Source organism: Mycobacterium sp. JS623 (assembly GCF_000328565.1).
In the GTDB taxonomy this organism is placed as follows: Bacteria; Actinomycetota; Actinomycetes; order Mycobacteriales; family Mycobacteriaceae; genus Mycobacterium.
The window spans coordinates 104,708-125,351 of record NC_019959.1; the positions used below are offsets into that span (position 1 = coordinate 104,708).

The window sequence follows — 20,644 nt, forward strand, 5'->3', positions numbered from 1 at the left end:
ACTTGTGGACACGCACAAGTATCGCTTGTGGGTGTCCGAGCTGCTCGATAGCATCCCGATGTGCTCATGGCCCAGCTCGCGGAGGTGATGGTGTGACCAGTGGAGACCCCACCGTCGCGCTCATTCAAGCTGCGGCGCAACGCGATGCCGATACTTTCGCCGCCAAGATGGCCGACTCGTCCCTAGAGGCGGCCGTGGACATCTGGCTACGGCGCATCGCGCGGCGCAAGGTCACCGCGGCTGGCCGTGCGCGCCTGGTTCGCGCCGTGGAACGCGGCCATGCCGCCGAAACGAAAGCCGTCCAACTCACCCGCGCCGCGCTGCTGCGTAAGGCGGGTCTGGATGAACGGCCGGCGGCAGCCGCTGCGATCGCCGCCGGGGCCACTTACACCGAGGTCGGCGCCGTACTGGGGATGACCCAGCAAGGGGCGAGTGCCCGCGTCCGCCCGTACTTGGCGGCACTGAGCGCCGAGGGAGAGGTGACGTGAACCCCGCCTCCACCGACGTCGATCGCCACGTCGTCATCGTGACGGCGGCGGGGTCCTTCACGACGGCCGGCGAACGGCTGACCGGCCCCGTCGACACCACCGACAAGCTAGAGAAGCTGATCGACTGGGCGATACGCCGCGGCGGCCTGCAGCCGTTGCCCGGCGCCACCGACGACGCGGGCGAGCCCGCGCGGATCTGGCTGACCGGTAGGGCAGGCGACGTGCTGGCCGGGCACTCCACCAACACGGCGGCCGACGGTGCCGACACAGCCCAACAGCTCGGGCAAACGCTCGCGCCGCTGCTCACCCGAGGGTGGGAACTCAGCGCCCGCCCCACTTCGGCGCTGCTACTCACCCGAGTCCAAGGGGCGCAACGTGTTTCGGTGGAAGTCCTCGCTGAACAGCTGCCATGGCTGGCGGCGGGGGACAAGGCCTGCGGCGATGATCCCGCAGAAATCGGTCGACGCCTGCGGCTGTGGTACGAAGCAATCGGCACGTTGCCCGCCGCCAGTGGTACGGCCACCGCTGCGGTCCTCGCCGACCACATCATGCGGGCCCGCACCGGCCGGCGCGGCGCCGTGGTCACCACGGCTGGCTCGCTTCCCGCGTGGGCGCACCCCGAGACCCGCATCCAGCCGACATGGTGTGCATCCGCAGCCGAAGTCGAGCAGGAATTCGAACGCTCCGATGACCTGGTCTGCCTCACCCAGCAGTGCCCCCAGCTCGCGTCGGCCGGCATGCTGACCCTCGGGTACGGCCAACCCCAGGTCCTCAACGGCGCTGCCGCCGCGGCCTCCGCCGTCGAACCGAAACGCCCCTTCGGACTCTGGCGTCTCACCTTGCCGGCCGCCGAAGACCTGACGGTGCCGGCGATGCTTCCGGCCCCGCACCCGCAGATGCGCGCCGCCGAAGCCGTGCAGACATGGGTCACCACCGAAGATCTCGACGGCCTGGCCAAAGACATCCGCGACGGGGGAGCAGGTCTGAGCGCTGACAAGCTCGGCGTCGACGAGGCGATCGTCTGGCCGCAGCAGAGCCGGGTCTTGGAAGCATGGGCGACCAGACTGCGGGAAGCCAGAGAAACGTTCCGTGACGAAACGGCGCTGCAGTGGTTGGTCGAGTCCGCCGCGACCGACTACCTCACGTCGCTGGCCGATCCCGAGATGTGGACCGAGGAGGCGTGGGCCCACCACTACCAGCCGGCGTGGGCGGCGGCGATCGCGACTCATATCCGGTTCCGTGGGCGACGCGCCGCCATGCGGCTCTCCCGCGAGTTCCGCGAGTGGCCGGTCTACGTTCGCGACGCCGCGATGATCTACACACCCACACGCGACCAGGCCACCGGCGCGTCAGTTGACCTGTCGGACAGTCACACTCGGCTGGGGCGTCTCGTGGCCACTCATCACGCCACGTTGACCGACAAGATCGTACTGGCGATCCTGCTCGCAGAGTCCCGCGACGACGTCGCCGCGGCGTTGACCGGGGCCCTCGGAATGAATGCCGACGCACCCGAGGTGCCCGCGGCGGCGCCGGTCGGCCACCCCGCCCCGGTCACAGAGGAACCCGCCTCCGCCACCGACGAAGCCGAGCAGGGCCCAACCGACGCGCCCGAAGCGCTCGAAGCCGCGGCGCCGGCCGACGAAGAGGCGACACCCCTCACGAATACCCGCCGGCGATCGGAGACCCCCGATAAAGCAGTCGCGGGCGGGGCACCGGCAGCGGTGCTGCACACCGACGGATTGTGGCTGACCGACGGAACGCACATCACCCTCGATGAGCCCATCCAGCATGTCGGCCACGTTGCCGAGCTGGCCTACACCCACCACATCGGCTACCAGTTGACACCGAAATTCGCTGAGCCCGGACAGATCTGGATCACTGAAGACGCCTGTGAAGCATTCGGCATCGACATCGAAGCGATCAGCCGACGCGATCGCGCCAAGTCGCTGCGGCAGTTGACCGAAGGTATCGACTTTGTGACCCTGGCCGTCAAGGAAGGGTGGAGCCTCGGCGGCGCCGGCGAAGACCCCACCGCCCATCGACTCGGCACCTGGACGCGGGTCTACCGCGAAGACAAGCGCGGCGTGATGATTGCGCTCATCCCCGGAATGGGCGACAACGCCGACGAAATGCCCATCCTCACAGACGATCCCACCCCTGCCCAGATTGCACGACGACTTCAACTGCTCGCCGACGCGTTGCGCTTCCCCTGGAAGATCAACGCGGGGGTCACTGCCGTCGACCTTATGCTGCAGACCCGCACCAAGACCTGGTCACCCCAGGAATGGAAGACCGTCGTATTCGCCCCATCGACGACCAGTCCACCATTCGGCATCGGCGACGTCGAATCCGACTTCGACTGGTCACGCCCACCCACCGCCGACGAAGGGCAGCGCCGCTACCTGCACGCCTACGACCGCGGCGGCTCCTACGTCGCCGGCATCGCCGGACTCGAACTGCCCATCGGCGCGCCCGTACACCACCCCGAGGGCACCGCCTTCGATGCCAAGACACCGGGATACTGGCTCACTGACATCCCCGAATCCAGCGATTGGCGCATGCCATATGTGCTCAACCCCAGAGGAATTCAGTTCACCGGACCCAAATGGGTGACCACACCGACATTGGAGCGTGCCATCGCACTGGGCTACCAACCCGAGATTCAGGAAGCCTGGACCTGGCCGCAGCACGGCCGCGTCCTCCTCGGCTGGTACGAACGGTTTCGCGACGCGAGCAGCGCCCTGGACACCGATGACCCCGACGCGCAAGCCGCCCGCAACCAAGCCAAAGTGATCCGCACCCACGGCATCGGCATCATCGGCTCCGACGAACACCTCAAGGGCAAGACGGCCTACAGCCCCGAGCGGCGCCTGCACGTGCTGGCCAAGGCGAAGGCCAACATCGTCTACCGGCTACAACAGATCGGAGAGAAGACCGGACACTGGCCGCTGGCGGTCGCCACCGACACCGTCGTCTACGCCTCCGACGACCCGAACCCCACCACCGCCTGGCCTGGTGAACCCTCGACATACGGACGTGGCTTCGGCCAGTACAAACACGAAGGATCGGCCCTGCTGGCCGATCACCTCGACTACCTCAATGGCCGCGACTACCGCGGCAAACGCGACCTGATCCCCGCGAAGGAATGGTCACCCGCCGCCCACGATGACGGGAGCCGCTGATGGCCCGCAACAACCGACGCCGCAGCAGAATCGACGCCAACGACCTCGCCGGATACGGATCGGTCGCCAAGGGAACCGTGAACGTCGACCGCGCAGCCCGCGGCCTTGGCGTCTCCAAAACCGAAGTTCGCCAAGCCGTTCGACGCGCCGAGGCAGCGCAGACGAACACCTTCTACCGACGGATCTCCGGTCGGACCGAGGCGGACTCCACCGAAGGACGCAGCACCCGCGGCATGCTGCAAGCTGTGTTCGGTCGCGGCCCCCGCGGCGGTGCCGTCGACGCCCGAGCCGCCGCGCAGTCCCTCGGGGTCTCACCGGGAACCGTGCGGCGGTGGGCAGCCGGCACGCAGCAGCCCTCACCTGACCGGCTCTCGGCGATCCGGCGGGCGGCACGCAAAGCCACCACCACCAAACGAGGCCGCCGCTCGGCCACGGAGAACTTCCGGGCCAGCACCCAGGGCAGCCAAGCGCTGCGCGGGGGAAGCAAGATCTGGGTCAGCGGAGAGCAGGGCGTCGGCGGCTACGACCAGGGATACGCCCGAGACCGCAGAGTGGCCACCGACATCAGCCCCAGCGAGATCGAAGCCATGCTGCGCGCCTACGAGGACGGAGGCGACGACGGGCTGCGGGACTGGCTCACGGGCTTCTTCGACGACAAGTACGTGGCCGGTTGGGATTTCGTCACCATCGAAGACTTCGGGATCGGTACGCCCGGATGAGCGGGATACGGCCGGCGCGCGCTCCGCAGTGGACGCGTCGCCGGCTCGTGGCGATGCTGCTGGAATGCTACGGACCAACCCCGCGCGGCTCGGTCGACGTCGCAGCGGTGGCGCATTACGCCGCCGTGTCGCCCTCGACGGTGCGTCGTTGGCTGGGCAAGCCGTCATCGGGATCACGCAGAGTAGCGATCCCCAAACTGCGGCTGCGTCAACTTCAGTGCGGGCCAGAAGAAGTCGAGCGTCGCAATGAACAGCAGTACCGGCATGCGCTGGCGGCGATGGCGTCGATCGACGACGAGGCCAAGATCGTTCCGGTGTGGCGAGAGCAAGGCTGGCTCGACCAACACAGCGTCGTCCTGCTCGCCATTCACCACCGGCCGTGGCATCAGGTCGCCGTCACCAACGGAAGTCGACGAGCTTTGAATTGGGTGCACCGACGCGGCGCCACTATCGACAACATGGTGGTGCCGACGCGGTTTCACGCCATCGTGCTCGCGCACACGGTGATGGCGCGTCAGCAGGCCTGGCGGGTTCATCCCGCGGCTCACCGCCTCGCAACAGGACGCACACAAGTCTGGATGGATGATGCTCCCGCCGTGGACTTGGCAACTCTGGCCGCGGCCTCGCTCAGAACCGCCGCAAGCGGCGACTCTGCTGGTTAGGCTCACGCCGTGGGGTTGTTCAAGCGGAACCGCAGGCTCAAGATGCCCCCTGGGTACCACGAAGAGCTGCGCGAAGAACTGGCGAGGATGTTCGTCGCACCGGACACGCCCGACGCGCGTTCACCCGGTGCGGTTCCGCCACCGCCTCCGGTGATCGCTCAACCGCCCGCTCCCACGAAACCTGAAGCGCCCGCGGCCGGGCCGGGTCATGACGCCGGCGGATCGACGCGCGTCGTCGCGCCTCAACCCCAGATCCCATCGCCGCCGACCGAGGTCGATGTTTCCCCGCTCGGCGCCCCAGCGTCACTCACGGCAGCCCGACCCGAGGACCCCAGCGTTGCTGCCGAGCCGCCGCAGGTCGAGCCGTGGCAGTTGCCGCAGTGGCAGTACACAACGAAGAGGGCGCGGCTCAACCAGCGGCAACGTAAGCGCAGGTAGAACCTTCGCCAGGTGTGCAACTGGGCAAAATTCCCAGTTGCACGGGCCGTGGTCAACGGGCCGGGGAATACGCCGCGGTGCGGCTCGCCGGATGAAGGTAGGGCGGGCGTACCGTGGCTGCGCCCGCCGCACCGGCGCTCACTGGGCCACATGCTGGGTCGTTGATGCAGCGCACTGGCGCGGTACGACCCAGCACACCCGGCTCGTGCGCGTGCCCCGCGACCCAGTGCGGGATATCTGGAGTGTCCGTCACCGACCATCTCGTCACCAGGCCCTCGCCAACGCCGCGGTGCTTTCCGATCGACGGTAGGTCGGTGAGCAGATCGCGGATGCGATCGGGGTCGCCGACAGCGCGCCAGGTCAGCATGGTGGCGGGGTGAGCCATGACGGGAACGACGCGACGTTGGTAGCGGCCGGTGCTGTCGGACACCGCCTGGCTGCCGATGACCGGACTGAGGTGTTGAAGCCGTGTGCGGTCGGTTCTTGAGGTGCGCCAACGGATGTCGGTTTCGCTGCTGTCGTCACGATGGGGATGTAGGTCGGCGAAGGTGGCCATCCAGTGCCAGTCGGGATCGCGGCCGGGGTCGCCGCAGCGGGCCAGCGGAAGCTCTAAGACCTCCGGGTCGCGATCATGTTGGTAGGTGAGGGTTTCGCCGGCTGCTCGCGCGGCCCACTTGCGGCGGTGCCATAGCACCGAGGCCAGCAGGCCGTCGAGGGCCATGCCCCACGGGCGCGAGAGCACGACGCCGTGGGGGGTGTAGGCGGTGATTTGGAGGGCGATCATGCTGGCGCTCAGCTCAATTGCGTCAGCGCGGCGATCGCGTCAGCGCGGTTGGCGCTCAGCTCGGCTGCCCAGTCGGTGTCGGGGCCGGGGAGTTCCCCGCGCTGGACGGTGGTGGAGATGGTGGCGGTGACCTGTCCGTGGCCGGCGGCAATCCGTCCGCCCAGATGCCCGTAAGCGGCGAAAGAGTCCAGGACATCGCGCACGAACGCGGTCTGGGCGGCGGTGGCGTTGGCCAGCCGCACCCACGTTTGGAGGCGGGTGCCCGCCGGTAGCGTCTCGACTCCGAATCGGCCTAGCGGACTGGAGTTCTCGTCGCGATCGGTGCTGGGTGGCTGGGCGGTGGTGGCACGGTGGTCGGACAGGTGGCTAAACGATTCCTCGGCGACACCGAGTACCGCGGGCAGCGTGGGCGTGCGTGGCGGCCGAGGCAAAAGATGGGCGAGTTCGGCGATCTCGGGGAGAACCTTGCCGACAGTGAGCAGACCGGACATGATGCGCCCGGAGGCGGCGCCGCCGAACACCGCAACTTGGGGCAGCAGAGTCTTGAGCCGGCGTTCTTGCTCGTCGGTGAGGGGCTTCGCGGACTTGGCGAGCCGCCCACCATTGGTCAGCAGGTGCGCGGCCGGGATGGGCAGTGCGGCGTCCTCGTAGTCGAGGACTGCGGCGGTCAGGGCTTCGCCGATGCGGCGCAGGATGCCGCGAAAGCTGCTGCCCGACACGATCGGAACCTGCATGACTTGCCCGGTCAGGGTGATGATCTTCTCGCGACGAAACAGTGCGAAGTTGTCAGTGCCGACCGCCGTGTAGTCCTCGCGGTGCACGATCGAGGACTGGGCCACGATGTCGATGTCGAAGTGAACCGTCAGCAGACTCACGCGCGGGCCGCCCTGCGTTCCCCGGCGACGGCCTCGGCGATGATGCGTACGCGCAAGAGGAGAGCGGGCAGGCTGTCGCGGAGGATGGCGATCACTGGCAGCGGTGGTTCGCGCAACAGGGTGGCCAATTCGAGGCGTCGATCCCTCTGCCGGGGAGACGGGGCGCCGAGCTGGCTGGAGACGTCGGACCACCACCGGTCCAGAGTGTCGGCGCGATAGGCGGCGCGACGCACCCGGCCGGGTAGCTGTTCGTCCCAGTAGGTCTTGCGATAGCGCGGGTCGGCGACCCAGCTGGTCTCCCAGTCGATGCCGTAGTGCAGCAGCAACAGCAGCCGTTCGGCGGTGTCCGCGGCGCGACCCGGATCATCGCCATCGAGGTCCTGCGCGCGCTGGGGGTCGATGAACGGTGGCAGCTCGGGCACCGCGGCCCGCCACACCTGAGTGGGGGTGGGGGCGGTCGTCATGGCGCGAAGCGTAGCGGCCGGCGCTGTCACCGCCGGGGATTGTGCCGCGGCCTACTGCGGCGCCGGCATCGGGTTGGTGAGCACGCGAGCAGCTGCCCACAACGGGGGGACGGTGCGCCACGGCTGCAACGCCGACCAGGCGGCAAGGATGCGTGGCCAGCGATCGGAGGGCTGCTCGCCGAGCAACCGTGACGGCGGTGCTGAGCGGCTCAGTTGCGGCCAGGTTGCCCCGACCGTGGTGCGCAGCCAGGCCAGGTCGGTTAGCCGTGTCGCGGCCGCGGCGTCCCACTTGAGGACCAGGCCGTCGGTGGCGAGGTGTCCCCACTCCGCGGTGGGCAGAATGTGTCGGCGCCGCGCGGTCGGCAACACCACAGCCTGAGTCGCCGGTAGTGGGCCCGCGGCCAGGGTGTCGCCCAGTGCGGCGCCGGCGGAGTACTCCGTCACCGTGGTGGTGGTGATGAGCAGGGAGGGTTGGCTGGTGGGCTGGCGGCTGTAGGCCCACGCACACGGCACACACAACCGGCGGGACCCGAAGGGCCAGGCGTCGAAGGCGGTGAACTTCTCGGAGATGATGCGGGCGCTGGTGACGGTGGGCCCCTCGGCGCCGCAACGACCGCAGCGACCATCCACCGGTGTGGGTGCATCGACGTTGGGCCGGCCGGCGGCAACCCACGCCGCGGCGGCGGGATCGGAAAGCATGCGTGATCAGGGTATGCCCGAGAGGTGAGATCGCCGTCGGTGTCCGTCGGCCGCGTTAGGTTCGCCGCATGGCCACACTGACTCGGCTCGACGTGATCGCTGATCATCTGCGTCGAGATGCGTCCATCGCCGAACAATTCGCGCTCTGGTTGGGACGGCAGGGCTTGCCTAGTGTCACGGCGTTGCGGAAGGCCGACGCCTATCGACGCTGGTGTGTGGCGACGCGCTCCGCCTTGCTCGACGTCAGTGTCGATCTGCCCGTGGACGTTGAGGACTTGGAACGGGAGTGGGAGGTGCGGGCTTCTGAATCGGAGATCAAGGCCGCAGGCCACTCGGGACACGTAGCTCTTCTCCTAGTGGTGTTCGGTGCGCTGTTGTTCGGGGTGATCTGGGTTCTGACCGGCGCCTACGTCCAGGCTGCGGCCGCGGGCGCTGTGGGGTTGGTCGCCTTCGTGTGTCTGAAGCGCGCTCGGACGGCGCTCATCGTCGGTCCTCAGGCAGCGCCGCCGCCGATGTGGATGGACGTACCGAGACGGTGACCCGGTGTCCGGCAGCGGCCGTAAAGTAAGAAGCACGAAACGCACACAGGGGTCGGGTGAAGGTTCGCCCTGGAGGCGGCTCCCGGTGGCTGGGCACAGCTGGCGGGGGCCGTCTCCCTCCACGTCAGCTACGTTCTCTCATCGTCGGTTTTCGTGTGAGTTCGGTCGGCGTCGAGGGGGGCTGGCGTTGTCTGGGTCGAGTTGGGGATCAAGGAGCCTTTCCCTGCCGCGTCGGTGTCGATCAACGTGACGTGTTTGTGTGAAGGGCCTCTGGCTGAGAACTGAAGCCCTGGTGAGGGATACGAGATCAGACCAAGAGCTTCGTCACGAAATTCGCGGATGGCCCGGAAGTCTTTACGCTTGGTCACCCATCGCAAGTAGGCGACGTCGTCGACGCGGCGGAGGCAATCCAGTACGCCGTTGGCGAGTTGCGAAGAATCGACTCGACGTTGCCCCTGCAGGTCGTGAAGAACCCACCAGGCGACGTTTGGGGCCAGAGTTTTGGCGTTGGGTCGCCCCAGCACGGCATGCCGAATACTGCCGCGGAATCTGGATTCTAGAAATCCAACGACACCTCGGTCGCGGACCGTAGCTGGCCACTGGATGTCGTACTGGCCCTCCGGTTCTGGAGGTCTTTTGGGTTTTCCGCCTGTCACGGTGATGAGGAGTTCGGGGCCGCGTTTGACGACGAATTCCGGATGCGTTGAGGGCTCTTGGGGCTGCCACTCGTAGGTCGATGTTTGAGGCCGAGAGGGAATATCCGTGCGGACGTCCGGGTAGGCGTCTTCGCTGAAGAGCCACTCCAGCACGTCTTCGGCTTTGCTCCAGCCCTGCCTTCCAATCATCGGGTTACGTCGTCCCTCGAAGTACATGGCATAGAGGACATGCGCGAGGCGGTGTTCCCGAATCCGTAGTTGGCGCAGGACGGCCGAGCGCACTTCGTGGTCGTAGATCGCTGAAATTGGGCCTTGGTGGGGTTTTCCGGTTTGGGCTAATCGGCTCTTGATGACCTTGTCGTACTCCTCGCCTTCGAGGAACTTCGCTCGCTCGGGCACCACCTCGAAGCGCAGGTATGAGATGGCGCCGTTTACCACGTCAGCGATCTCTGCCTCCGACAAGCGGCCCATTACCGCCTGGGTGACCTCATCTTGTAGTCGTTCTGGCTGGAAGGGGACGCTCTGGACTTGTCCATCGCCGGAATGTCGTAGGTGCACGTCTTCTGTGAGGCGCAGCCCGATCCGACGTTCCTCAGTCTGGAATCTGTGGCCCTGTGCTTTGCACACCCGTTTTCGCAGGGTCTGAGCCTGTCGAGGGGTGCTGTCGGAAACATTGGTATCACTTCCACATATTGGGCATTGCATGGATTGCAGCCTAGGAAAATCGGCCAATCTTCCACATGTGGATTCGCCGTTTCAGCTGGCCCGATATATGGATTGATCGCTGTCCGCGGCGTACCTTGCGGCATCGAAAAGTGGGAATAACTGCACGTCAGAGGCATATACCGGGCAGTAACAGCCCTTGTCTCCGGGCTTGCCGGACGGCATACTTTCTCATTGAGAGCGAAACAGCCTGGCCCTTCGCAATCACGCGCCGACTCCCACATGTGGGCGTCATGGTGGTCCGGCGGCCCACTATCTGACCAGCGAGCCACCGGACCACATTTCTGACGGCGACGACGTCGCCACTTCCTATCGAATCCCTGCCTCCAAGCATGAGAACGAAGAAAGCGGTGTCAGTATGACTGAACAACCACTGGAACCACCAGTCAAAAAGCCCTGGTCGACGGTAACGATTGTGCCTGTCGGGCAGATGAGGCATGAAATTGCCCGCGCGACAATGGCGATCACGGCCGATGCGGTCCTCAACCCGGCGGCGTTCGCGCTCCAAGCGCGCCGCGCCACCGCCCTGCTTCCCGTAGAACTGCGGGAACAGATGGAGGACTTCATCGTCTACGGCGACGGCGGCCTGGTGCTCACCGGCGTCATCGTCGGTGACGCGCCGCCGACGCCGGAATCGGCGATCAACGACATCACCCACAAGACGCTGCTGGCTAAAGAGTTGGCAGTGGTCCTTTCCGTGATCTGCCACCTGGCGGGTTTTCGAGCGGAATCCGGTGGGGCGTTGATTCAGTCGCTGCTGCCTACCAAGGCGGATCGCTACGAACAGACGTCGACGGGCAGTCATGCCGAGTTGTTGGCGCACACCGAGCAAGCGTTCAGCGACTTCCGTCCCGATTATTTGGGGCTGGCGTGCTTCAGGGGTGATCCGCACGCGATCACCTACCTGTTGTCCGCCAGGGCTCTGGTTCGGCATCTGCCGGGGCGCGCGATCGAACTCCTGCAGGACAAGGCGTACTACACCGGTGTGGACACCTCGTTCATCCGTGGCGGAGCGGTGGCCGAGGACCGGGGACCGATGGCGGTTCTCGGTGGGCCATTGGGTGATCCGCTGCTGCGGTATGACGGCGAGCTGATGTACAGTCCGAGCCCTGAGCACCAGGAGGCGCTGGAGCTGGTACATGCGGTCTACCTGGAGCGCCGCGTCGGTGTGGCTCTCAAGGCGGGCGACATCTTGGTGGTCGACAACTCCCGGTCGATCCACGGGCGGAGCCCGTTCCGGCCGCAGTGGGACCGGGGTGACAGGTACATCTGCCGGGCGCAAGGCCACGCGAGTCTCGCTTCGACTCGTCGTGTCCGCCTAGATGGCTCGCCAGTGATCGAATCCGAAGGTAGTTAGCGCTCCTTCCTCACCCAGATGGGGGTCGGCCTAGGTGCCGGCCCCCTCGTCATGTCGAGCCGCGGCACATCCCGCTCGGTGTCCACTTCGGGCCATACACTGCCGTTGATCAGCCAGCTACGGAAGTCTGAGACCGCGTGGGCGCCAAGACCGCCAGACCGAACAGGGAGCAGCCCGTCGTCGTTGACGTCGAGGGCGGCGTCATCGCTGCGCGGGACGTGAAGGCTGCTCGCGAGATGGCCGAAGACGCGATGACCGAGCGCGATTTTCAGCGACTGGCCAACCAGATCACCGACGAACTCCGCGACAGCGATTCGACATTGACTCGGGCAGCACGCGACCGCGATCGCGCCACACCTCGAGACGTGAGCCACGTCGACTCCGAACGGCTGCGCGGCGAGCTGCCGGCGCGCGAGGAGTTCCGCGAGACCTTGAGCGGGCGGCAACGCAAGATCCGTTCGGCAACCAAGAACCAAGTCATGGCCGCGGCCCCGGCGTCGCAGCACGCGGCGATCGCGAGCCTGCTCTCCGGCGAGGACCCCACTGAATGGCGTCGGGTCAACGAACGGCTGCACCACGCCGCCGGTGACGCCCAGCAGCTGGATGACAGCGACCGCGCGAAGGTGCAGCGCCTTGATCGGGCCATCCAGTCCTACGAACGGCTCAACGACCGCACCCACCGGGTCTACGTCGCGGTGAAGCTGCCCGACAACCACCGCGATGTCGCCATGCCCGAGGACTTGCCGGCGAACCTGCAACCGGGCGCCACTGTGGCCTTCGACCAGTTCACCGTGAGCCGGCACAACCTGCACGAGACGCCAGGACACGACAGTTCCCGCTACGTGGTCTTCGAGATGGTGACCAGCCGCGGCATGTACATGGGCCGCTCCGACAGCGTGGAAGACACCACGCACGTGCTACCGCGGGGAATGCAGTTCGAGGTGGCGTCGGCCGAACACGTCGCGTACGCAACCCGATCCGGGGGCTTCAACGAACGCGTCGTACTGCAACTAAGGGAGCGCTGATGAGCCCCACCGAATGGATCGTGCATCCGAACCGCTCCGACATCGGGCCCGACGAGCCCGGACAGAACGGTCATTTCCGCTCCGTTTCTCGGCCTCGGTCGCGGGTGAAAGTGTCGAAGTGCTTCGCGCAGGTCACGCTGCCACACAAGCTGGCCGGCGTTGCTGATCCCGACGGCACCATCACCTTCGGCGGCCCTGACTGGTGGTTCGTCGTCGGCGCGGCCCGGACCTTCGCCAAAACTCACGTCGACTCCGACGTTCCGCCGCCGTTCGGGTTCAAGCGGGGCGGGCAGTGGCTGTGGTGGGACAACACCACCAGCGAGGAGTCGATCCTCGACGGACCTGACGGCATCGAGTACGTCCGCGAGTACCTCGACCGACTGTTCCCCAAGTTCGCTATCACCGTCAGCGACGCCCGATGACCGCGGCGCCGGCCGGCCTGGACGTGCACACCCTGCGCGGCATCGCCGCCCGCCGGCGTGGCGCCAAGGCTCACCAGCCGCTGCTCGACCGGATCGCCGAACACCTCGACGAGCACGACGGCTTCGTATCGTGGAGCGGCGGAAAGGATTCAACCGTCGTCGTCGATCTCGCCCGCCAGGTCGACCCGCACATTCCGGTGGTGTTCTTCGACAGCGGACTGCAGTTTCCCGAGACGCTGCATTACCTGGAGGACCTCGCCGAAGCGTGGCAGCTGAACTATCACGTCATCACCGCCGAGCCTGACCTGCTGACGGTGCTCATCGCCGGCGGGGGCTTCGACCACGACGCCGTGGATCGACAGCTACGTGGGCAACTCGCTGACATCATGATCACCGGGCCCGCGGCCGAAGCCCACAGTCGTTACGGCCGGGGCTCGCTGTGGGGGGTGCGCGCCGAGGAGTCCCACGGCAGGCGGATGCTCTACCGACGTGGCCTGGCCGCTGAAACCCGTGCTCGGCAACAAAGTTCGCGCAGTGAGGTCCGCGCTCAAGCTGGTGGTGTCGTGCGGAGGGCCGACGGCACGATCACCTACGGGCCGATCTGGGACTGGCAACGCTCGCACGTCTTCGAGTACTTGGCCGGGCGCGGCATCGAGCCGAATCCGCTCTACCGCAAGCTCGCCGAACTCGGCGTCCCCGAGCAGCAGATCCGGGTCGACTCGATCATCGACGCCTCCAAGCTGTCCAACGGGCACATCGCCTGGCTCCAGGCCGGTTGGCCAGAGCTTTTCGACCGCCTCAAGAGCGTTCTGCCGCGTTTGACGGAGTGGACATGAACGACACCGCCGGCCAACAGCCGGAGGAGGCTGTTGATGGCGGGGGTGGGCGACGGATAAGTGTCAGTGACGACCGGCGCGAATTAACCATCGAGTCGGAGCAGGGGCACCGGGCGGTGTACCGGTCCGCTCGGGCCGACGGGTTCACCGAGGCCGACCTCGTCGCAGCCCACACGGTCGCCTTCAGTGCTCGAATCAGCGGACAGGTCAACCGGAGCCGTCAGCTTCGGGTGGGTCCCTGGGTGGTGGACATGCACGTGAACACCGGGCCGCCGACGTGGTGGCGACCTCGGATGGAGATCGGCGCCGATCGGGTGCTGGCGGGCTGGTTGCGCATGCTTGTGGCGGTCGTATGGGAGCGATCGCAGCCGTCAGCCAGCGGTTAAGGGGCGGCGTCGCACTTCAGCGGTAGCATCGTGGTGGAAGGGCAGGCCAAGACGGGTCGGCCCGACATCTCCGGAAGGGAGAAGGAATCATGACTGTAGGACTGGCGGACGTGTTGCCCGCCGCTGTCTACATCCAGGAGGACGACATCGACGAGCCGCCCTACTTGTGGTCGGACCTGATCGCTCGACGCAACGCGCTGAGCTTGCGGGTCGAGGACCTGGTGCCTGTGCTGCGGGTCGACCTGCGCAAGTATCGGTCGAGGGAGACAGGCGCGCTCGAAGTCGGCCCGGATCTCGTCGACGAGCTGATCGCCATGGAGGAGTTCGTCGACGACGAGGTTGCACGGCTGGTCGCGACCGCGCCGGCTGACGGCATCGTGGTGCTGCAGGCCGTGGTCGACCAGGCGGATTTCGAGGAAGCGCACCCGGATGCCCGGACGGTTCGGGATCTCGTTCCTTACCCGTTGTCGCTGCAGCACGTCGCGGTCGGCCGCGCAGCAGCGCAGCTGAGCCGGCAGGGCCGGGACGTGCAGGTGTATCGCGGAGAGCAGCGAGGAGACTTGACCGTCCGCCGGCTGGCGTGCGGTCTGCTGAAAGAGGAGACGGCGCGGCTGCTGGGCATCGACGCCAAGAAGTACGCAAAATTCGAGCGCAGCACCGCGGCGCCGCCGGCAGGGTTGGTAGCCGAACTGCAGGCCGTCGATGACTTCATCGTCGACAGCTCCGGCCAGCTCGACGTCACCGACGTCGACGGGGTCAGCATCGTAGTGATGATCGACGACCAGGCCGAGTTCGAGCGGACCTATCCGCAGGCCCGCACCAAGCGTGATGGGACGGTCTTCCCGCGGCGCGTGCACCGAGTGGCAGCTGCGCGTCGGGCGCACGAACTGGAGGCTGCCGGCAGATCGGCCCGGATACTCGTGGCGGAAGACTAGGCGTGGAGTACGCCCGGATCATCACCCTTTGACAAGACGATAAGCCACCCACTCCCCACCCGGCACAGGGGTGGGGAGTGGGTGGCCAAAAGGGTTGCCCTTCCGCAGGTTTCGGCGTGTCATTGTGTCGGTGGTGAATCGTAGAATCGTGATGTTGGGGCTTGCCGATGGGGCGGGCCACTGAGCCCAGGGAAGGGGCTTGATCATGGGGATTCAGAAACCGCAGAGGTCGGAGGCATCTGCGTTCCGCGCCGAAGTTTTGGCCGACACACGGGCGAAGATCGCGGCGCACGGGTGGACGGTGATCGCGGTGTTTCCCACGGCGGATGATCCGGGGCCGTCGTTCGCGTACACGGTGGGCCTGTCGGAGCGGGGTCTGCCGGAGCTGTCGGTGTACGGGCTGCCGGGACGGGTGGCGCACAGCCTGCTTAACGAGGTGGCTCGCCGGATGGTCGCGTCGGCTGTGGGCCTGGCGACCGGCGAGCGCGTCGAGGGTGTCTTGGCCGACGACATGGCGTTGGTGGCGGTGGCGATGAGCGATGCCAGGGAGCTGAACCTGGTGCGGGAAATCTATGGGTCGGTCGCGGCCGCGGTGCAGGTGGTGTGGCCCGATGGCGCCGGGGTGCTGCCATGGGAAAAGGGCAGCCGGGTGACGGAGGATGACCAGCCAGTGCGGGGCCGCCCTCCGCAGGCTCGACCGCTGTATCACGCTAGCCGGTTGCCGGTGACCACCGCGCAAGAGCTTGCCGACCTTATCGGCGATCAGCCGCGCCGGTCGCTGTTGGACAGTGACGGTGCGGAGCCGCAGGAGGACAACAACATCCGCGCAGGGTGGGCAGCTAGGGCGCTGGTGGCTTATGCCCAGCACGTGGGCGGTGCCAGCTTGAGTGAGGAGATTGAGGTGGCCGCAGGCGACCTCCTGGGGGATTTGCGGCACCTGTTCGATGCGCTGGGCGTCGATTGGGACGCTGCGGTGGAGGCCTCTGGCGGTCACTATCGGGCGGAGATCTTCGGCGAGCTTTAGCGCTGCTGGTGGCAGTCAGGGAGTGTCGTGGTCCTCCACCGGCAACGCTGCTCGCGAGGCCCGGAGATATGTTAAATGCACTGCCGCCCTTGGTGATTAGCGAATTCCTGTCGGTGGCGTTGGGTAGTGTGATGAGGGTAAGGGCAAGCCGTTGGGGGCAGGCCCACTCACCCGAACTGGGGGCTGTTGATGGTCGTTGTTGTTTATGTCGAGGACGCCGATCCGGTGGACGTCGAACTCCGATTGAAGGGCGAGCTGGTGGCGGCGTACAACGCGGCGCACGCAGAGTGGGTTCGGCGGGCCATCGCGGAGGTCGAGGGGCAGATCGCGTGGCTGGAATCTGAGGCCGCAGAAGTTGCGCTGGCAGAGGCCGCCGCCGAGCACGCGGACGACCTCTGGGCCGACTACGACTTGGGCATCCCAGCGTGATCGCAAGTTAGCCGGGAAGGTGGTGGTGTTGCGCTTAGGCGACACCACCACCCCACCCGGCACGGGGTGGGGTGGTGGTGTGAAAGGCGCTGCGGTACCGACCGATTGATGATGATTGGCGGTTGTGGTCGAGCGTGTTTGTCGGTGGGGGCCGGTAGTGTCCTGTGATGTGAGGACGGGCCATCGGGGCCGGTCCAATGTTCCCTCGGGAGGGGATTCGGCGATGACCGATTTGGATACGACTGTCACTGTGATCGACGCGGCGGCACGCGCTCACGTGCCGGTGCTGCTGTGGAGTGATCCCGGCATGGGGAAGAGCTCAATCGTGCGCTCGCTGGCCGCTGCCGATGGGGTGCCGGTGGAGACGGTGATCGGTTCGCAGCGTGAGCCGGTGGACATAGCGGGTTGGCCGGTGGTCGCCGATGGTGCCGTGCAGACCCTCGCGTTACCCGATTGGGCCAAAACGCTTTTGGACGCCAACGGCGGCTACCTGCTGTTGGACGAGATTTCGACATGCTCGGCGTCCGTGCAGGCCGCGATGCTGACGGTGGCCTTGGAACGGGTGGTGGGCCGCACCAAACTTCCCGATGAAGTGCGCATCGTCGCTGCGGCCAATCCTCCCGACCGCAGTGCCGGTGGCGTAGACCTTACGCCACCGATGGCGAATCGGTTCCTGCACATCGAATTTGAGCCGACCGCAGAGGAATGGCTGACGGGTATGCGGTCCTCGTTCGCCGCGCTGCCCGCCTCGCGTGCTGTCGCCGCCGACGAATTGCGCCGTGCCGACGAAATCGGGGCCGTCTGCGCGTTCATCGAGCGGCGTCCTGCGCTGCTGCACGCCTATCCGGACACTGACGAGGCCGCAGGGCGGGCCTGGCCGTCACGGCGGTCGTGGGAGGCGATGGCGCGGGTGTTGGCGCATCTGCGCCGCGACGACACCGCTGCGATCGCGGCGGTGGCTCTCGGGTTAGTGGGTGACGGTGCGGGCAGCGAATTCATGGAATGGCGGGCCAGTATGGACCTGCCTGCCGTCGTGGACGTGATCGCGGACCCCAGCATCGTGGAATGGGCTACGGCGCGTCCCGATCAGGTGTGGGCGGTTCTGTCCGGTGTCGTGGCGTGGGCCTCGGGTAAGGGCACCAAGGATGCGTGGATGACCGCATGGGGGCCGCTGGTGGAGGCCGCGACCCACGGCGCTCCCGATGTGGCCGGTGCAGCCGCGCGCGCTTTGAGTGTGGCGATGCCGCCCGGTGCGAAACCGCCTGCGGCGGCGCGCAAGTTCACCGACGTGATGATCGCGGCGGGCATGGACGTAGGCAGCGCAGCATGATCGAGGTCCGAGCGCTCACCGCCGAGGAATGGCGGCGGCTGCGGCTGGCGCGGATGGCCGCAGTCGAGGCGATGCCGTACTTCGCGCGCGCACTGTTCGCGTTGGTTCCGGTCGCCGCACCGGGCCTGAAAACGTTTGCAGTTGACAAGCATTGGCGGCTCTACGTCGATCCGGCGATGCTGGGCACCGAGCAGGGATGGACAATTCCGACCGCCAGTAGTGTTCTGCTCCATGAGGTCGGGCATGTGCTGCGTGACCACGCGGGGCGCGCCGAAGCGGTGGCCTGCCCGGTGGACCACACCATGTGGAATGTCGCCGCCGACGCCGAAATCAACGACGACCTGATCGCGGCGGGCGTACGCCTGCCCGAGGGGGTGGTGACCCCGACCGGGATCGGCTGCGAGGACGGGCACGCCGCCGAGGTCTACTACCGCCATCTGGTGCCACCGGGTACGCCGCCCGCCGACCCCGCACCCGGTGAGGACGACGGGTTCGGCTGTGGATCGGGGGCCGGGGACGTGCCCGTGCCGGGGGAACTTCCCGCCGCCGCCGACGTGGGCAGCGGCACGGGATTGTCCGGGGCCGCTGCTGACCTGGTGAAGGTGGCGGTGGCCCGCGCTGTGCAGCAGGAGTTGTCGCGCTGCGGCGGGGCCGGTCGCGGCACCATGCCAGCGGGTCTGGCCCGGTGGGCGGCTGCTCAACTGGCTCCTGCCGTCGTGCCGTGGCCCAAGGTGCTGCGCGCTGCGGTGCGCCGCGCCGTCGAGGATCAGGCGGGCCAGGTGCACCACTCCTGGCGGCGACCCAACCGCCGCGCACCCAAGGGGCTGCTCCTGCCGACGCTGCGGGCACCGAAGATCACCGTCGATCTGATCATTGACACGTCGGCCTCGATGGGCGATGACGATCTTGCCGCCGCACTATCCGAGACGCGGGGTGTGTTGCGGCGCACCGGAGCCAAGGTGCGGGTGCTGTGCTGTGACGCAGCGGCCAGCAGTCCGCGTGCGGTGCGGTCCATCAGTGACGTGACGCTGACCGGTGGTGGCGGCACTGATCTGCGGGTCGGTATCGACGCCGCGCTGGCAGCACGTCCGCGAGCGGACGTGATCGTGGTGTTCACCGATGGGGGAACACCATGGCCTGACCATCGGCTGCCGGTACCGCTGATCGTGGCGCTGATCGGCACGCACGCCGCCGACACCGCGCCGGCATGGGCCAAGACGGTGCGGGTCACGCCTGCAGCGGCGGTGGCGGCATGACGAAACGGGCAGCGACGCCCGACTTCACTCGATGGGCCGACACGGTGCTCGCTGGTACCGGGTGGACCGCACACACCGTGCGTGAGGCCGCGCAGCGCGAGCGTGCCGATCTGGCGACGGCGGCGCTGGCCGATGGGTTCGCCGCCGCTGCGCGCGGGCTGGCCGCTTTCACCGAAGGCGTGGACGGTGCAGCATGAGCGCCGCGTTGTTCGACCTCGCGCTGCGGGTGGCCGCACGCGAGGCCGGTGGACCAGTCCCACGCCTGGTGCACAACCCCGCCCCAGCGCGTGACGTGACGGTGGCTGTCGCCGCGAGGCGCACCGGGCCGGTCGTGCACGTGCAAGCGGTGGGACCGGACGGCTGCCCGCGCACCGGCAGCGGAGCAGACGGATTGGCCGCGCTGGCGCGCGCAGCAGGGTGCACGGGCGGTGACCTCGGCACCGGGGCGACTGCACTAGTCGACACCCCCGCCACTATGCGGGCACTGGCGGGGCTGGCCCGCAACTACGCGGACCCGGCACGCTGCGCGCACATAGACGTGGCGGCGGGATCGGCACTGGCAGGATGGTGGGTCGAGCGGGCCGCGCACGCCGGCACGTCGGCGGTGACCGACGTGTTAGGTGTCACGCGCGCACGGTTCATGCTCGGCGTGGTGCCCGGTGAGGATCACGCGGGAGCGTGGCGGGCTGCGTTGGGAGTGCCCAATGGTGTTGTCGGGCTGCATGTCTGGCATCAGACCGTAACGGGCGGCACCGTGTTGGCGGGATTGGAGGCGCTGCGCGAGGACGACGACTGGCAGTTGCAGGCGGCGCAAGATGCGCTACGCGAGGGCCGCAGTTGGGATCGGCCCGAGACGCTGCACATCGCGGCGGCACGATTGGCGAGCCGCTGCGATGCCGCTGACCTCTACGACGCCGCGCTGCTGACTGACCCGTTGTGGCGGGCGCGCGGGGTGCACACCGGGTTCGTCTGCCACGGTGAGGCCGTCACCGGAACGGGTCAGCAAGGCAACCGCGTGACGGTGCGCGCTGACCGGCTCGACACCCGATTGAAGGCCGGGACCGCCGTCACCGGATGGGCAGGGTCCCCTATGACGACGATGCCGAATGCGGAGAACCGTTTCAGCGGTGAGGTTTTCGCTACCGCAGTGCGTGAGGACGGTGCCCTGTTGGTGACCATCGGTGGACTCCGCAAGACGGGGTACCGGCCTGCTGCCGGGGAGACAGTGACGGTGATCCCCGCCCCGCCTTCGGTGTCCACGATCCGGTCGCGCCGCTCGGCGGTGGCGCGGCTGTACAAGCGGCGGTTCTCCTGGCTGTCACAGGGGGCCACGCCGACTGCGAGTCGCCGCCCGGTGCCCCTGGCCGTGATGATCGCCGCCGCCGACGACCAACCCGAAACGACGGAGAACTGAC

23 protein-coding genes are annotated in these 20,644 nt (G+C 67.4%); 18 read left to right on the forward strand and 5 right to left on the reverse strand.

Annotated features, from left to right (window positions below):
- Positions 1–92 precede the first annotated feature (92 nt).
- Genes MYCSM_RS34765 through MYCSM_RS34785 form a run of 5 tightly spaced genes read left to right on the forward strand, consistent with a single transcriptional unit; the run spans position 93 to position 5,489 of the window.
- Positions 93–488: a hypothetical protein gene (locus MYCSM_RS34765; RefSeq protein WP_015298232.1), complete on the forward strand. Its 396-nt coding sequence runs from the start codon at positions 93–95 to the stop codon at positions 486–488.
- Positions 485–3,670 carry a hypothetical protein gene (locus MYCSM_RS34770; protein ID WP_015298233.1) on the forward strand — a complete coding sequence of 1,062 codons (3,186 nt, stop codon included), beginning with the start codon at positions 485–487 and terminating at the stop codon, positions 3,668–3,670. The genes MYCSM_RS34765 and MYCSM_RS34770 overlap by 4 nt, the downstream gene beginning before the upstream one ends.
- Positions 3,670–4,389, forward strand: a complete 720-nt coding sequence (locus tag MYCSM_RS34775; RefSeq protein WP_015298234.1) for a hypothetical protein — start codon at positions 3,670–3,672, stop codon at positions 4,387–4,389. The genes MYCSM_RS34770 and MYCSM_RS34775 overlap by 1 nt, the downstream gene beginning before the upstream one ends.
- Complete coding sequence (locus MYCSM_RS34780) at positions 4,386–5,051, forward strand: hypothetical protein (RefSeq protein ID WP_015298235.1); 666 nt, start codon at positions 4,386–4,388, stop codon at positions 5,049–5,051. The genes MYCSM_RS34775 and MYCSM_RS34780 overlap by 4 nt, the downstream gene beginning before the upstream one ends.
- A 9-nt stretch (positions 5,052–5,060) precedes the next feature.
- The gene (locus MYCSM_RS34785) at positions 5,061–5,489 is read left to right on the forward strand and encodes a hypothetical protein (protein WP_015298236.1); all 429 of its coding nucleotides are present in this window, start codon (positions 5,061–5,063) and stop codon (positions 5,487–5,489) included.
- Positions 5,490–5,541: 52 nt separating this feature from the next.
- Here the strand turns inward: MYCSM_RS34785 and MYCSM_RS34790 are convergent, their stop codons facing one another.
- The 4 genes from MYCSM_RS34790 to MYCSM_RS34805 are packed head-to-tail and all read right to left on the reverse strand — an operon-like array spanning position 5,542 to position 8,311.
- Complete coding sequence (locus MYCSM_RS34790) at positions 5,542–6,273, reverse strand: hypothetical protein (protein WP_015298237.1); 732 nt, start codon at positions 6,271–6,273, stop codon at positions 5,542–5,544.
- 8 nt (positions 6,274–6,281) lie between these two features.
- Positions 6,282–7,148, reverse strand: coding sequence for an RAMP superfamily CRISPR-associated protein (locus tag MYCSM_RS34795; protein WP_015298238.1), 867 nt, complete (start codon positions 7,146–7,148; stop codon positions 6,282–6,284).
- A complete protein-coding gene (locus MYCSM_RS34800) occupies positions 7,145–7,612 on the reverse strand; it encodes a hypothetical protein (RefSeq protein ID WP_015298239.1) in 468 nt (155 codons plus the stop codon). The genes MYCSM_RS34795 and MYCSM_RS34800 overlap by 4 nt, the downstream gene beginning before the upstream one ends.
- Before the next feature lie 51 nt (positions 7,613–7,663).
- Positions 7,664–8,311 carry a hypothetical protein gene (locus MYCSM_RS34805; RefSeq protein ID WP_015298240.1) on the reverse strand — a complete coding sequence of 216 codons (648 nt, stop codon included), beginning with the start codon at positions 8,309–8,311 and terminating at the stop codon, positions 7,664–7,666.
- Between the two features lie 68 nt (positions 8,312–8,379).
- Here MYCSM_RS34805 and MYCSM_RS34810 point away from each other — a divergent pair, with 68 nt between their 5' ends.
- Entirely contained in the window at positions 8,380–8,850 is a 471-nt protein-coding gene (locus tag MYCSM_RS34810) for a hypothetical protein (RefSeq protein ID WP_015298241.1), read from the forward strand.
- Positions 8,851–8,978: 128 nt separating this feature from the next.
- Here the strand turns inward: MYCSM_RS34810 and MYCSM_RS34815 are convergent, their stop codons facing one another.
- Positions 8,979–10,211 carry an NrdR family transcriptional regulator gene (locus tag MYCSM_RS34815; protein WP_015298242.1) on the reverse strand — a complete coding sequence of 411 codons (1,233 nt, stop codon included), beginning with the start codon at positions 10,209–10,211 and terminating at the stop codon, positions 8,979–8,981.
- Positions 10,212–10,587: 376 nt separating this feature from the next.
- Between MYCSM_RS34815 and MYCSM_RS34820 the strand changes: the two genes are divergently transcribed.
- The 12 genes from MYCSM_RS34820 (at position 10,588) to MYCSM_RS34875 (ending at position 20,643) form a co-directional block, all read left to right on the forward strand.
- Positions 10,588–11,586 carry a TauD/TfdA family dioxygenase gene (locus MYCSM_RS34820; protein WP_083906461.1) on the forward strand — a complete coding sequence of 333 codons (999 nt, stop codon included), beginning with the start codon at positions 10,588–10,590 and terminating at the stop codon, positions 11,584–11,586.
- A 137-nt stretch (positions 11,587–11,723) separates the two neighbouring features.
- Positions 11,724–12,611, forward strand: coding sequence for a hypothetical protein (locus MYCSM_RS34825; RefSeq protein WP_015298244.1), 888 nt, complete (start codon positions 11,724–11,726; stop codon positions 12,609–12,611).
- Complete coding sequence (locus MYCSM_RS34830; RefSeq protein ID WP_015298245.1) at positions 12,611–13,033, forward strand: hypothetical protein; 423 nt, start codon at positions 12,611–12,613, stop codon at positions 13,031–13,033. Before MYCSM_RS34825 ends, MYCSM_RS34830 begins: the two co-directional genes overlap by 1 nt.
- Positions 13,030–13,869, forward strand: a complete 840-nt coding sequence (locus MYCSM_RS34835) for a phosphoadenosine phosphosulfate reductase domain-containing protein (RefSeq protein ID WP_015298246.1) — start codon at positions 13,030–13,032, stop codon at positions 13,867–13,869. Before MYCSM_RS34830 ends, MYCSM_RS34835 begins: the two co-directional genes overlap by 4 nt.
- Positions 13,866–14,255 (forward strand): hypothetical protein, encoded by a 390-nt coding sequence (locus tag MYCSM_RS34840; protein WP_015298247.1) that lies wholly within the window; start codon positions 13,866–13,868, stop codon positions 14,253–14,255. The genes MYCSM_RS34835 and MYCSM_RS34840 overlap by 4 nt, the downstream gene beginning before the upstream one ends.
- A gap of 89 nt (positions 14,256–14,344) precedes the next feature.
- On the forward strand, positions 14,345–15,190 hold the full coding sequence (locus MYCSM_RS34845; protein WP_015298248.1) for a hypothetical protein: 846 nt from the start codon (positions 14,345–14,347) through the stop codon (positions 15,188–15,190).
- A 205-nt stretch (positions 15,191–15,395) separates the two neighbouring features.
- On the forward strand, positions 15,396–16,214 hold the full coding sequence (locus MYCSM_RS34850) for a DUF4262 domain-containing protein (RefSeq protein ID WP_015298249.1): 819 nt from the start codon (positions 15,396–15,398) through the stop codon (positions 16,212–16,214).
- A gap of 189 nt (positions 16,215–16,403) precedes the next feature.
- Positions 16,404–16,643, forward strand: a complete 240-nt coding sequence (locus MYCSM_RS34855) for a hypothetical protein (protein ID WP_015298250.1) — start codon at positions 16,404–16,406, stop codon at positions 16,641–16,643.
- A gap of 223 nt (positions 16,644–16,866) precedes the next feature.
- A complete protein-coding gene (locus MYCSM_RS34860) occupies positions 16,867–17,973 on the forward strand; it encodes an AAA family ATPase (protein WP_015298251.1) in 1,107 nt (368 codons plus the stop codon).
- Complete coding sequence (locus tag MYCSM_RS34865) at positions 17,970–19,229, forward strand: vWA domain-containing protein (RefSeq protein ID WP_015298252.1); 1,260 nt, start codon at positions 17,970–17,972, stop codon at positions 19,227–19,229. Before MYCSM_RS34860 ends, MYCSM_RS34865 begins: the two co-directional genes overlap by 4 nt.
- Complete coding sequence (locus MYCSM_RS34870) at positions 19,226–19,426, forward strand: hypothetical protein (protein WP_015298253.1); 201 nt, start codon at positions 19,226–19,228, stop codon at positions 19,424–19,426. The genes MYCSM_RS34865 and MYCSM_RS34870 overlap by 4 nt, the downstream gene beginning before the upstream one ends.
- The gene (locus tag MYCSM_RS34875; RefSeq protein WP_015298254.1) at positions 19,423–20,643 is read left to right on the forward strand and encodes a hypothetical protein; all 1,221 of its coding nucleotides are present in this window, start codon (positions 19,423–19,425) and stop codon (positions 20,641–20,643) included. Before MYCSM_RS34870 ends, MYCSM_RS34875 begins: the two co-directional genes overlap by 4 nt.
- The last annotated feature ends 1 nt before the right edge of the window (position 20,644 follow it).

Bases quoted from the DNA above. Each gene is read 5' to 3' on its own strand.
- MYCSM_RS34775 (WP_015298234.1), top strand. From the start codon at position 3,670: ATGGCCCGCAACAACCGACGCCGCAGCAGAATCGACGCCAACGACCTC.
- MYCSM_RS34780 (WP_015298235.1), top strand. From the start codon at position 4,386: ATGAGCGGGATACGGCCGGCGCGCGCTCCGCAGTGGACGCGTCGCCGG.
- MYCSM_RS34790 (WP_015298237.1), bottom strand. From the start codon at position 6,273: ATGATCGCCCTCCAAATCACCGCCTACACCCCCCACGGCGTCGTGCTC.
- MYCSM_RS34800 (WP_015298239.1), bottom strand. From the start codon at position 7,612: ATGACGACCGCCCCCACCCCCACTCAGGTGTGGCGGGCCGCGGTGCCC.
- MYCSM_RS34805 (WP_015298240.1), bottom strand. From the start codon at position 8,311: ATGCTTTCCGATCCCGCCGCCGCGGCGTGGGTTGCCGCCGGCCGGCCC.
- MYCSM_RS34810 (WP_015298241.1), top strand. From the start codon at position 8,380: ATGGCCACACTGACTCGGCTCGACGTGATCGCTGATCATCTGCGTCGA.
- MYCSM_RS34815 (WP_015298242.1), bottom strand. From the start codon at position 10,211: ATGCAATGCCCAATATGTGGAAGTGATACCAATGTTTCCGACAGCACC.
- MYCSM_RS34820 (WP_083906461.1), top strand. From the start codon at position 10,588: ATGACTGAACAACCACTGGAACCACCAGTCAAAAAGCCCTGGTCGACG.
- MYCSM_RS34830 (WP_015298245.1), top strand. From the start codon at position 12,611: ATGAGCCCCACCGAATGGATCGTGCATCCGAACCGCTCCGACATCGGG.
- MYCSM_RS34835 (WP_015298246.1), top strand. From the start codon at position 13,030: ATGACCGCGGCGCCGGCCGGCCTGGACGTGCACACCCTGCGCGGCATC.
- MYCSM_RS34840 (WP_015298247.1), top strand. From the start codon at position 13,866: ATGAACGACACCGCCGGCCAACAGCCGGAGGAGGCTGTTGATGGCGGG.
- MYCSM_RS34845 (WP_015298248.1), top strand. From the start codon at position 14,345: ATGACTGTAGGACTGGCGGACGTGTTGCCCGCCGCTGTCTACATCCAG.
- MYCSM_RS34850 (WP_015298249.1), top strand. From the start codon at position 15,396: ATGGGGATTCAGAAACCGCAGAGGTCGGAGGCATCTGCGTTCCGCGCC.
- MYCSM_RS34855 (WP_015298250.1), top strand. From the start codon at position 16,404: ATGGTCGTTGTTGTTTATGTCGAGGACGCCGATCCGGTGGACGTCGAA.
- MYCSM_RS34860 (WP_015298251.1), top strand. From the start codon at position 16,867: ATGACCGATTTGGATACGACTGTCACTGTGATCGACGCGGCGGCACGC.
- MYCSM_RS34865 (WP_015298252.1), top strand. From the start codon at position 17,970: ATGATCGAGGTCCGAGCGCTCACCGCCGAGGAATGGCGGCGGCTGCGG.
- MYCSM_RS34870 (WP_015298253.1), top strand. From the start codon at position 19,226: ATGACGAAACGGGCAGCGACGCCCGACTTCACTCGATGGGCCGACACG.
- MYCSM_RS34875 (WP_015298254.1), top strand. From the start codon at position 19,423: ATGAGCGCCGCGTTGTTCGACCTCGCGCTGCGGGTGGCCGCACGCGAG.